Genomic DNA, 13,210 nt, shown 5'->3' on the forward strand with positions numbered 1-13,210 from the left:
TTGGCTACTTTTTTTAAAAAAACACCTATGAATAAAAAATTATACATTTTTGCAGCAATAATCATTGTCGCTATTTTTTCAGTTACAGCAATTCAAAATAATGAAAACGATGCGGATAAAAGACAAAGAGAATATGCAGCATATATTGAGAATCATCCATACTCAAAAAGAAAAGCTTTAAGTAAAAAAGAACTAAAAGCAATGCCAAAAAAAGATCGTCCAGATTTAGCTTTTGAGCAAGATTTCTTAAGAACAATGGATCCAAAAACAAAAAGCATTCCTAGAAAACGATTTTTTGAAGCATTAGACTACGTAAAAAGATACAATAAAAATAAACCTAAAGGACAAAGAAAAGAAGGTGAAGATTTTTCATGGGTTTCTAGAGGACCAAACAATGTAGCTGGTAGAACAAGAGCTTTAATGTTTGATCCAAATGACCCAACAGACAAAAAAGTATTTGCAGGTGGTGTTGGTGGAGGAATCTGGGTTAATAATGATATTACAGACGAAAATGTTTCTTGGAGTCAATTGGCTGCAGACATGTCTAACTTTGCAGTAACAGCAATGGACTATGATCCAGTTGTAACAACAACAATGTATGCAGGTACTGGAGAAGGTTATGGAAATATAGACGCCATAAATGGAGGAGGTATTTGGAAAAGTACAGATGGAGGCGCAACTTGGGTAAACTTACCAAGCTCAAGAATTTATGACCAAGTTTTTGATATTATTGTTAGAAATGAAGGTGGAGTAATAGGGGTTATTTATGCTGCTGTTAGAGATTTGGAGGGCACAACTGGTTCAGATTTAATAAGATCTTTAGATGGTGGTGAAACGTGGGATATTGTAAGTGATGAAATTGTTAGAGATTTAGAATTAGCATCAGATAATACGATTTGGTTCGGAACTGCAACTGGTTCTATTTTTTCGTCCTCAACCGGAACAAAATTTACTGCTAATTATACATCTTCAGTAGAAAATCCAAGAAGAGTAGATTTAGCAGTTGCTCAATCCAACCCTTCAGTGGTTTATGCTTTAATTGCAAACGGTAATGCATTAGGAGAAATTGTAAAAACAACTGACGGAGGAACATCATGGACTACTACCGCAACAACTCCTTCAGATAGTAGAGATAGTACAGTGCCTAATGACGATTTTACAAGAGGTCAAGCATGGTATGATTTAATTGTACAAATAAGTCCAGTAAATGAAAATCACATTTATGTTGGTGGTATCAATACATTTAATTCGTTAGATGGTGGTGATTCTTGGACAAAAATAACAAGTTGGTCCGATTTTTATGACGCAACAGTGAGTTATGCACATGCAGATCAACACAATATTATTTTCAGACCAAATCATCCAAATGAATTGTTAGTAGCAAATGATGGTGGTATTCAATACGCACCAGATTTAACAAAAGTTCCTACAACATTAACATTTGATCCTTATAACGAAGGCTTCTTTACTCGAAACAAAAATTTTAACATCACTCAGTTTTATTCTGGGGCTATAGACCCAGTGAATCCAAATGGATTTTTAGGAGGGTCACAAGATAACGGATCTCAATTTCTAGAAACACCAGGTATAGCTTCTAGTGAAGAAGTTTGGGGAGGTGATGGAGGCTTTTGTTTTATAGATCAAACAGCTACAAATGAAACAAGAGGTGTATATCAAATAGTATCTTTTACAAATAATAACTACTATTTGTTAGATTATACAGGAGGAAGCAGTGTTTGGATTTCATTGATAAACAACCCTAATAATGGTAGCTTTATTAATGCTGCGGACTATGATAGTGAAAACAATGTTTTGTATTCTTATAACGATAATAATGAAATAACCACAGCAACTTTAAATGCAGATTTTGCAGATCAAGGATCATTCTCTGATTTTAAAGGAGTGAAAGATACAATTACAATTCCAGAGTTATTAAATTCAACAGTTACAAACATTAGAGTTTCTCCTTATAATAAGGAAAACAGGGCAGTTTATTTTTCAACATCAGGTGGTAGAATTGTAAAAAGAACTGCTGATGAAAACGTAGCAGTAAGAACCAATTTTGCAGTTTTTGAAGGATCAATTTCTTGTTTAGAAATTGGAGCAACTGAGGATGAATTATTACTAACATATTCTAATTATGGAGTTGAGAGTGTTTGGTATTCAACAAATGGAGGTTTATCTTGGATAAATGTAGAAGGTAATTTACCAGATATGCCAGTAAGGTGGTCCTTATTCAACCCATTAAATAGAAAACAAGTTATTTTAGCAACAGAGGCTGGTATTTGGAAAACAGACGACATTACTGCAACTACTGTTGTTTGGGAACCTGCTTCAACAGGAATGGGAAGTGTAAGAGTAGATATGTTACAATACAGAGCATCAGATAACACAGTTTTAGCAGCAACACATGGTAGAGGTATGTTTACAACAACCTTTACAGATGGAACAGCTTCTGTTGACGATGTTTTAACAGATAAAAAAGCTTTTACAGTATATCCAACAATCTCAAATGGAAACTTTACGATTTTTGCTAAAAATAGCTTAGGGAAATCTAAAATAAATATTTTTGATATTTCAGGAAGACAAGTTTACAAAGCTAATTTAGATTTTACTTCTGAAGAAAAACAAGAAATTTCTGTAAACTTAAATGCAGGAATTTATATCGTTAATGTTGTTGATGAGAATAATAAGAAATCATCAAATAAAATTATTATAGAATAGTTTTAAAACTTATTTAAATTTAAAAAAAGGCGCTTAAGAGCGTCTTTTTTTATACGTAAGAATTTAGTAAATTAGATAGACTTTTAGGGTCTAAACCAATCATATGTTGCAATTGAGAAACCGTTCCATGTTCAATAAACATATCTGGTATACCCAACGTTTTTATTTGATGCGGGTACTTATTTTTAGCAGCAAACTCTAAAATAGAAGAGCCAAATCCGCCTTTTACTACTCCATCTTCCACAGTAATTATAGAAGTGTGGTTTGCAAAAATTTCTTCTAATAAATTTTTATCTAAAGGTTTTACAAAACGCATATCGTAATGAGAAAAGTTGTCTCTTTCTGAAATTAGTTCTAAAGCATCTATAACGTTTTTAGCAATTGTTCCAATAGTTAAAATTGCAACTTTACTTCCTTTTTTCAAACAAGTACCTGTTCCAATTTCAATATCTTCAAAAGATTTTTGCCACTCCAATAATTTTCCAGTTCCTCTTGGATAGCGAATTGCAATTGGGTTTTTCAACCCTTTTTGAGCCGTAAACAATATGTTTCTTAGCTCAATTTCGTTTCTAGGGGCAAATACAATTAAATTAGGAATGCAACGCAAATACGCTAAATCAAAAACTCCATGATGTGTAGCACCATCTTCACCTACCAAACCAGCTCTGTCTAAACAGAAAATTACAGGTAAGTTTTGCAAAGCAACATCATGAATTACTTGGTCATATGCACGTTGTAAAAATGTGGAATAAATATTACAAAACGGTATTAAACCTTGGGTAACCATTCCTGCTGCCAAAGTAACTGCATGTTGTTCTGCAATACCAACATCAAAAGTTCTTTCAGGAAATTTTTCGAGCATAAATTTTAAAGAACTTCCAGTTAACATGGCAGGAGTAATTCCCACAATTTTATCGTTTTTTTCTGCCAGTTCAACTAATGTTTTACCAAAAACATCCTGATATTTCGTATATAAACTTGCTTCTTTTTTAATGCGTTCTCCAGAAATTTTATCAAATTTTCCTGGGGCATGATAGGTTACTTGATCATCTTCAGCTTGCTGTAAACCTTTTCCTTTTGTGGTAATTATATGTAAAAATTTAGGGCCTTTTACCGATTTTAAACGTTCTAATTCTGATAGAATTTTAGGTAAATTATGTCCGTCAATGGGTCCAGAATAATCAAAATTTAAAGCTTTTATAATATTATTTTGAGCTGCTAACTTTCTGTCTGTTTTTACCTTTGTTAAATACTCTTTTAAAGCACCTACAGAAGGATCTATTCCAATAGCATTGTCATTTAAAATAATCAATAAATTTGCGTTAGAAACTCCAGCATGGTTTAAGGCTTCAAACGCCATTCCACTCGCAATAGAAGCATCACCAATAACTGCAATATGTTGTTTTTTGGTTTCACCTTTTAAGTTAGAAGCAATTGCCATCCCTAAAGCAGCAGAAATGGAAGTTGAAGAATGCCCAACTCCAAAAGCATCAAAATTACTTTCTTTTCTTGCGGGAAAACCGGCAATTCCATCAAATTGCCTGTTGGTATGAAAAGTTTCTTTTCTACCCGTTAAAATTTTATGTCCGTAAGCCTGATGACCAACATCCCAAACTAATAAGTCGTTTGGTGTATCAAACAAATAATGCAATGCAATGGTTAATTCAACAACACCTAAACTAGCTCCTAAATGACCTTCTTTAGTAGAAACAACATCAATAATAAAATCACGCAATTCTTTTGCCAATTGTGGCAATTGCGTTCGATTTAATTTTCTTAAATCTTCAGGATTTGATATGTGGTCTAATAAGTTTTTCAAGTCTATGCAAAAATACAATTTCAATTTTTGTAATATTGATTTTTATTTTCAAAAAAAATGATACAACCTTTTGATGACGTCTATTTTATGAAAAAAGCCTATCAAGAAGCAGAAAATGCTTTTGATAAAGGTGAAATACCTGTAGGAGCTATAATTGTTTTAAAAAATCAAATTATAGCAAGAGCACACAATTTAACTGAAACGTTAAACGATGTGACTGCACATGCAGAAATGCAAGCTTTTACTGCAGCAGCCGATTTTTTAGGAGGTAAATATTTAAAAGATTGTGTATTGTATGTTACTTTAGAGCCTTGTCAAATGTGTGCAGGTGCTAGTTACTGGACCCAAATTGGTAAAATTGTATACGGAGCCTCAGAACCAGAAAGAGGTTTTATCAATTTAAAAACTTCACTTCATCCAAAAACAAAAGTTATTGGTGGAATATTAGAAAACGAATGTTTACAATTATTAAAACGTTTTTTTATTGAAAAGCGTAATTTGAACTAACGTTAAAAAATGTTAATGTTTTACCAAAAAAATATTTAAAATTTGATATGTAGTTTGTTTTAGAGAACTTTAGCTTTTTAATTAAACATTCAAACTTTCTTCAAATGAAAAATATTTTACTCACAATGGTATTGGTATTTGCTACGATTGCAAATTTTGCACAAGAAACACCAAAACCTAATTACAGAGCAGCTGCCAAATACTCTCCAACTAATTTGGCTAAAATGGTACACTCTACAAGTGTAAGACCACATTGGTTAAAAAAAGGAAATCGCTTTTGGTATGCTTACAAAACCTCAGAAGGTTCTAATCATTACATTGTAGATGCAGATAGAAAATCTAAAAAACCACTTTTTGACAATGTAAAAATGGCAAAATGGTTAACAGAAATTACCAAAGATCCTTACGATGCAAAACATTTACCACGTTTAAATATTAAATTTAACGAGGCAGAAGATGCAATTCGTTTCAGAGTAACTTCTACAGAAGAAGTTGAGGTTGAAGATGAAAAAGATGAAACAAAAAAAGACTCTACTTCAACAAAAAAAGCAAAGAAGAAAAAACCTAAAATGGAAAAAAAAGTATACCATTTAGAGTATAAATTAGGTGGAAACGGATTAACAATTTTAGATACAAAAAAAGAAGAAAAAAGACCTTGGAGAAGTTGGGCAAATGTTGCTCCAGACAGTTCTATTGTTTTATATTCTAAAAACTACAACTTATACTGGATGGATAAAATGAACTTTAAAAAGTTTATTAAAGATGAAAAAGATAGTACAGTTGTAGAAAACCAGTGGACAAAAGATGGTGAAGAAAACTACGGTTATGGTGGAGGAAACAGAGGTCAAGATAATGAAGATATTGAAAAAAATAAAGACAAAAGAAAAGGTGTTTGGGGTACTTGGTCTCATGATTCTAAAAAGTTTGTTTTTCAAAAATCAGATTCTAGACACATAAAAGATTTATGGGTAATTAATTCTACAGAGAAAAAAAGACCAACTTTAGAAACGTATAAATATCATATGCCTGGTGAACAAGAATATTACAAATCTGAATTATTAATATTTGACATTCCAACAAAAACACATATAAAAGTTCCTTTAGATACTGTTCGTCAACAAAGTATTTCTGTATTTAGAGCACCAAGAAAAAAATCAAGTTATGACGATGATTTTACTCCTTCACTTTTATTATCAAAAAAAGGAAAAGTATACTTTAGTGTAATTTCTAGAGACCGTAAAAAATACGATATCAATGTTGCAGATATTAATACAGGAGAATACAAAACATTAATTGAAGAGCGTTTTAATACGTATATTGAGTCTCGTCCTTTAATTTTATTTAATAATGAAACAGAAATGTTACATTGGGCAGAACGTGATGGTTGGGCACATTTTTATTTATATGATGCTGATGGAAACTTAAAAAATCAAGTGACAGAAGGTGATTATCATGTTGATGGTTTTGAAGGTTTAGATGAAAGAAGCAGAACACTTTATTTTACAGCAAATGGAGTAAATAAAGAACAAGACCCTTATTATTTACATAGTTATAAAATCAACCTTAATGGAAGTGGAATGAAAACACTAAATCCGGGAGATTTTACAACAAACACAGATATGTCTGACTCTAATAAGTATTTTGTAAATAATTATTCAAGAGTAAATACTGTTCCAAAATCAAACTTAATGGATTCTAATGGAAGAGAAGTTATGGAGTTAGAAACTGCAGATTTATCGCAATTAATGGCTTCAGGTTATAAATTTCCAACACCATTTAAAGTAAAGGCAGATGATGGAATTACAGATATTTATGGAGTAATGTATACACCTTTTGAAATGGATTCTACAAAAGTTTATCCATTATTAGAATATGTATACCCAGGACCTCAAACAGAAGCTGTAAACAAATCTTTTTCATACAGAATGGATCGTTTAGATAGAATGGCACAAGTAGGTTTTGTAGTAATTACTTTAGGAAACAGAGGTGGACATCCAGATAGATCTAAATGGTATCACAATTATGGTTATGGAAACTTACGTGATTACGGTTTAGCCGATAAAAAATACGTAGCACAACAGTTAGCGAATAAATATAAATTTATTGATATTGAAAAAGTAGGAATTTACGGTCATTCAGGAGGTGGGTTTATGTCTACAGCTGCAATGTTGGTATATCCAGATTTCTTTAAAGCCGCAGTTTCATCTGCAGGAAATCACGATAACAATGTATATAATTCATGGTGGAGTGAAACACATCATGGTGTTAAAGAAGAAATTGATGAAAAAGGAAAAATTTCTCATAAATATAAAATTGATGACAACCAATCTTTAGCAAAAAACCTAAAAGGACATTTAATGTTAATTCATGGAGATATGGATAACAACGTACATCCAGCAGGAACCATTAGAATGGCAAACGAATTAATTAAGGCAAACAAACGTTTTAAATTTATGATTATGCCAGGACAAAGACATGGTTTTGGAAACATGACAGAATACTCTTTCTGGTTAAGAGCCGATCATTTTAGTAAATATTTATTAGGTGTAGAAGCTACAGAAGTAGATAATATGTACATGAATTTAAACAAACCAATGAATAGATAATTCAAAAAAATGAATATTAATTCATTATAAATTTAATATTGAAAACTCTGAAGTAAAATTCAGAGTTTTTCTTTTTTAAATATGAATAACTTATTTTTGATAAAAACTTAGTAATATGACTACAGATAGAAAAAATGGAAGTTTATATACCCACATACATAATAAAATCGCAACGATAGAATTTGGGCATCCAGCCAGTAATTCTTTTCCAAGTGAATTGTTAGACAGATTAACCAAAGAATTAATTTCTGTAGGAAATAATCCTGATATTTCTGTAATCATTTTAAAATCAGAAGGAGAAAAAGCCTTTTGTGCAGGCGCTTCTTTTGATGAATTAGTGGCTATTTCTAACTTACAAGAAGGTAAAGAATTTTTCTCAGGTTTTGCAAATGTGATAAATGCCATGAGAACTTGTGGAAAACTAATTATTGGAAGAATTCAAGGAAAAACAGTTGGTGGTGGAGTTGGTTTAGCCTCTGCTTGCGATTATGTGTTGGCAACAGAAAATGCTGCTATAAAATTGTCAGAATTTACCATAGGAATTGGTCCTTTTGTAATTGAACCAGCTGTTACAAGAAAAATAGGAGTTTCAGGAACTGCAGAATTGACTTTAGACGCAAGTAATTGGAAAAATGCTTATTGGGCAAAAGAAAAAGGTTTGTATGTAAAAGTTTTTGAAACCATAAAAGAATTAGATGAAGAAGTAGAAATTTTATCAGAAAAATTAGCTTCTTACAATCCTACAGCTTTGGTAGAAATGAAAAAAGCTTTGTGGAAAGGAACAGAAAACTGGAACAATTTATTAGCTGAAAGAGCTGCAGTTTCTGGTGAGTTAGTGTTGTCTGATTTTACGAAACAAGCATTAGAGAAATTTAAAAAGTAGTCTTGTGAAAATAATTTCAACAAATATTGGCGAACGCAAAGAAATTGATTGGAAAGGTAAAAAAGTAACCACAGGAATTTTTAAACTTCCAGTTTCTAAACCTATTTTTTTAGATACAGAAGATGTAAAAGGTGATGAAATTTCTGACAGAGAACATCATGGAGGCATTTTACAAGCAGTTTATGGATATTCATTAAGACATTACGATTATTTTAAAAAACTACATCCAAATGTAGATTTTACACATGGAATTTTTGGTGAAAACCTCACGATTGATGATTTAGATGAAACGAAAATCCATCAAGGAGATACGTTTACAGTTGGTGAAGCTATTTTAGAAGCTACAGTGCAAAGAAATCCATGTTATAAATTAGGCATTCGTTTTAACGATATGAAAATTGTAAAACAATTTTGGAACACTACTTTTTGTGGTGTGTACTTTAAAGTATTACAAACAGGAAACGTAAAAACTGGAGATGAATTTATTCAAATAAAAAGCTGTCCAGAAAACCCAACTATTGCAGATTTGTATGTTGCAAAACGAGTGGAAAAAGGATTTTCAACATAAAAAATCATCCAAAAACATCTTTATTATTTAGAGTAAAACATAGTATTCCTTAATTTCTTTTTACAACCATCTCTAGTTTTATTTTTTAAAGTTCTAAATTAAACGTTACGTTTTCTTATTTTTGATTGTTTAATTCCCTAAAAAATACATTTGTTTTACTAAATACACTAACGCTTGCAAAAGGTTTTATTTTTTTTACTTTTTTACCTTTTTACTTCAAATATTGGTCTTTATTCCCAAAATAATAAGAGTCCAATAGTAAGTAAAGTAGTGTACAATGCTTCAAACGGATATAATATATCTGATGCCTTTTTTTCCATTTATGATGAAAAAGGATGGTTATGGATTTTAGGAGAAAATAGACTCTCAAGTGAATTTATCATTGGAGAAAAAGAAGTTATTTTGCAACGATTTGATGGAAATAATTTTTCTACTCTCGAAATTCCAACTGAATTTAAACAAAGGATAACTAGAGGTATTTTATTTAAAAACCTCAAAGGTGGTTTGTATGTAAAATTATGGTTTGGCAAAGATGCGAAGACTCAATTATTTTTTTTGGATACCAATACTTTAGAAATAAAAAAAGTTTCGGCTTACGATGATTTGATTAAAAACAGACATACAGATTCGCAATACCATATAAATAATTCAACACATATTTTAGTTACACATGAAGATAAATTATTGAGTGCATCTTTAGAAGGTTTAAACATTAAAATGATAGATTCTATTGCCTATGATAAATCCAATAAATCATTGTTTATACAGACGATACACACATTTGGCAACTATACTATTGCCAAACTTTTAAGTAATGAATTCTTCTTGTTAGACAAACAAGGTAAGTTTATAAAAATGCTTACCAAAGAAGATTTTATAGATAAAAAAGGTGAGTCTTTTTTACCAACACATCTTTCTAGCAATTTTACATCAAAAGGAGAATATTATTTTTATTTTGATACCAAATACAACCTGATTAAATACAATAAGGAAACTCAAAAATTTGAAGAACTAAACAAACAAACTTATGATGATGGTGTCGTAGAATCGATATCTTTTTGTCAAGAGGAAGATAAAATAGGGTTTTTAAGAAAAACAAATGCCGATTATAAAATAAATATTTACAAAATCGCAAATAAATCCTATCAACTAGAACAACAAATTACTACAGAATTCTTACCAAATATTACTTACAGAGACATAAATAAAGATTTAGCAGTTTTATATCAAAATCAATTAGAATTGTATTTTTTTGAGGATAGTAAAATAAAAACATTTCTAAAAGACAAAAGTATAAGAGCCATCAATCAATTATCTGAAAAAAAATATATAGTTTCTACAGATTCAGAGGGTTTTTATGAGGTTGATGTAGAGAAAGGAACAGAAAAAGAAATTCAATTTTCACTAAATAATAACATACAAAGAATTGATTTTCCCAGAGATATTACAATGCAAGATTCTATATTTATAACAAATGATGTAGATAATATTTACCATATTGATAAAAACTACAAGATAATTGCTAAAAATAATACAAAGCAAAACGCGATAGAAGTTATAAAATTGAGAGACACTATTTTTATTGGTGGTAGACATGGAGGAATTTTTAAATATAGTATTAAAGGAAGAACATCAACAGAAATAAAAAATACACAAAGTATTTCTGTAAAAGAATTTGCAAGCAACCGAAACAAAATATTTGCAACTACTTCTGCAGGAATATTAAAATACGAAAACGGAAATACTACTCTTTCTGAATATAATAATGTAAAAACAGAAGATTTATTGGCTATAAAATACAGTGAATATTATGGAGTTTTAGTAACCACAAAGTATGGAAAAATTTATCAATTAAATGAAGAGAGCAATACATTAAACTTATTTTATGAAGATCAATTAGAAACCTCTATTGTTGGTATTGTCATAGATGATGATAAAAAATTATGGCTAAATACCTACACAGGTATTGTTTCTTTTAATCCTGAAAATAAAGAAACAAAAAGATACACCAAAAAAGAAGGCGTATATGAATTAGAAGGAAATAGATACAGTACTTTTAAAGATAATAAAGGAAATATTTTTATAGGAAGCTACAAAGGAGTAAGCTATTTTAGTCCAAAAGAATTAGAAGAAAATACCCTTCAATTAAGACCTATATTTAGTTCAATTTCTTCCTTCAACACGCAAAAAAATGAGTGGGAAAAAAAAGAAGCACCTAAAGAACTATCTGAATTAAAAGAGTTAGTGCTGCCAGCATCAAACCAAAGATTTAGTGCATCAGTTTCTGTTTTAGGCATTATAAATCCTAAAGATGTAAAATACAGATACAGACTAGTAACTGATGATGAAAAATATAATTGGACTCGTTTGTACAGTGGAAATGAAATCGTGTATTCTAATTTAGCCTCAGGAAAATATACACTGCAAATAGAAGCACTTACTTTAGCTAATCAAAAAATAGGAGAAACACTGCAGTTAACAATTGTTTCCAATCAAATTTTTTACAAAACATGGTGGTTTGTAGCGCTTTTAATTTTAGGAATTACGCTTTTCTTTACGTATTTAATGAGACAATTTAAAGCCAAACAAATTTTAATTACTCAAAATAAAATAGCCATTAACGAATCAAAAACTAAAGAAGCTATGATGATAGAAATTCATCATCGTATAAAAAATAATCTGCAAGTAGTTTCTGGTTTGTTAAGCCTACAAGCATTTAATAGCGATAATTTAGAACTTAAAGCAAAATTACAAGATAGCCAAAGCAGAATAGATTCTATTGCAGGTATTCATGATATTTTATACAAAACAGACAATCAAGAAGAAATTTTAGTTGCACAGTATTTTAAAGAAATTATAGAGTATAACAAAACAGTTTTTCCATTAAAAGTTGATTTTGAATTAGAAATCGACCCTGTAAGTTTAATGATGGACAAGGCAATTCCTTTAGCATTAATTTTTAATGAACTCATCATTAACTCATACAAGCACGCATTTCATCAAACTCAAGAGCCAAAAATTAAGATTAGTTTTAAAGAAGAATATAAAGACTATATGTTTTCTTACCAAGATAATGGTGTTTTCGACGAAACGAAAGATAAAAAGTCGTCAATGGGAAATAAAATTATTGCTATGATGATTTCTCAATTAAAAGGAATTAAATCAAATGAGAATAGTACTCATTTTAACATCAAAATAAAGTTCCCTAAAAAATAGTTTTTCATTTCACGACAAAAAATTTGAATTCACGACATTTTTATCTAAAAAAAATAAAATAATACTATTTTTCAGAAAATTTATATAAATGAGTCCTTTAAAGGTATATATTTTAGAAGATGAAATAATAACCCAAGAAGTATTGGTAAACACATTAACTTCTTTGGAGTGTAATGTTTGTGGAGTAAACACAAATGCAGAAGATGCGCTTTCAGAAATACAAGAATTAGAGCCCGATCTTGTTTTTTTAGACATAAAAGTAGCGGGTGAAAAAACAGGTGTTTGGTTGGCAAACCAAATCAATATTCCTTTTATCTATTTATCGGCTTTTAATGACAAGAGCAACGTAAAAGATGCAGCACAAACAAATCCTATAAGTTATTTACAAAAACCATTTAGAGAAAAAGACGTATTTATTGCATTACAATTAGCAAAAAATAAAATAAATCTTAAAAAAGAAATTGTATCTATAGAGAACAATTATAAAGTAAAAATTAAGGTAGATGATATTTTATATGCCAAAAAAGAAGACCATTATTTTGAAGTTTACCTAAACAATAATCAAAAAAAATTAGTTCGTGCTACTGTAGATGAATTTTTAGATATGGTAACACCAGATTTTATTCAAATTCATCGCTCTTTTGTAGTGCATAAAAAATACGTTACTGGTTTTTCTAACAAAACCATAAAAATTAAAGAAACAAAACTTCCTGTTTCTAACTCCTTCATTTCTAGAGTGGCAGATTTTCTAGAGTAGCCCTTTTATTTTTTTCATTTCACGACAAAAAGTACCCCATTCACGACATTTTTTGCATTTTTTAGTATTGATTTCACATTTTTGTTAACAAAATTTTAAGTTTTTAAAATAATTTAAAGGGGACTAACTA

General features: G+C 30.1%; 8 protein-coding genes. 7 read left to right on the forward strand and 1 reads right to left on the reverse strand.

The features are described 5' to 3' along the window. Positions 1-27 precede the first annotated feature (27 nt). Complete coding sequence (locus tag FDT66_RS07125; RefSeq protein WP_138535478.1) at positions 28-2,724, forward strand: T9SS type A sorting domain-containing protein; 2,697 nt, start codon at positions 28-30, stop codon at positions 2,722-2,724. A 49-nt stretch (positions 2,725-2,773) separates the two neighbouring features. Here FDT66_RS07125 and dxs read toward each other — a convergent pair whose 3' ends face one another. Further along, positions 2,774-4,543, reverse strand: coding sequence for a 1-deoxy-D-xylulose-5-phosphate synthase (gene dxs, locus FDT66_RS07130; protein ID WP_138535479.1), 1,770 nt, complete (start codon positions 4,541-4,543; stop codon positions 2,774-2,776). A gap of 57 nt (positions 4,544-4,600) precedes the next feature. Here dxs and FDT66_RS07135 point away from each other — a divergent pair, with 57 nt between their 5' ends. From FDT66_RS07135 to FDT66_RS07160, 6 genes are all read left to right on the forward strand, one after another. Continuing rightward, entirely contained in the window at positions 4,601-5,050 is a 450-nt protein-coding gene (locus tag FDT66_RS07135; RefSeq protein ID WP_138535480.1) for a nucleoside deaminase, read from the forward strand. 104 nt (positions 5,051-5,154) lie between these two features. Next, a complete protein-coding gene (locus tag FDT66_RS07140) occupies positions 5,155-7,656 on the forward strand; it encodes a S9 family peptidase (RefSeq protein WP_138535481.1) in 2,502 nt (833 codons plus the stop codon). A 115-nt stretch (positions 7,657-7,771) separates the two neighbouring features. Further along, positions 7,772-8,539, forward strand: coding sequence for an enoyl-CoA hydratase/isomerase family protein (locus FDT66_RS07145; RefSeq protein ID WP_138535482.1), 768 nt, complete (start codon positions 7,772-7,774; stop codon positions 8,537-8,539). Between the two features lie 4 nt (positions 8,540-8,543). Continuing rightward, complete coding sequence (locus FDT66_RS07150; RefSeq protein WP_138535483.1) at positions 8,544-9,107, forward strand: MOSC domain-containing protein; 564 nt, start codon at positions 8,544-8,546, stop codon at positions 9,105-9,107. A 270-nt stretch (positions 9,108-9,377) separates the two neighbouring features. Then, positions 9,378-12,323 (forward strand): histidine kinase dimerization/phosphoacceptor domain -containing protein, encoded by a 2,946-nt coding sequence (locus FDT66_RS07155; protein ID WP_138535484.1) that lies wholly within the window; start codon positions 9,378-9,380, stop codon positions 12,321-12,323. An 88-nt stretch (positions 12,324-12,411) separates the two neighbouring features. Next, positions 12,412-13,080: a LytR/AlgR family response regulator transcription factor gene (locus tag FDT66_RS07160; RefSeq protein ID WP_138535485.1), complete on the forward strand. Its 669-nt coding sequence runs from the start codon at positions 12,412-12,414 to the stop codon at positions 13,078-13,080. The last annotated feature ends 130 nt before the right edge of the window (positions 13,081-13,210 follow it).

The sequence above is a fragment of the Polaribacter aestuariivivens genome (genome assembly GCF_005885675.1).
Taxonomy (GTDB): Bacteria; Bacteroidota; Bacteroidia; order Flavobacteriales; family Flavobacteriaceae; genus Polaribacter; species Polaribacter aestuariivivens.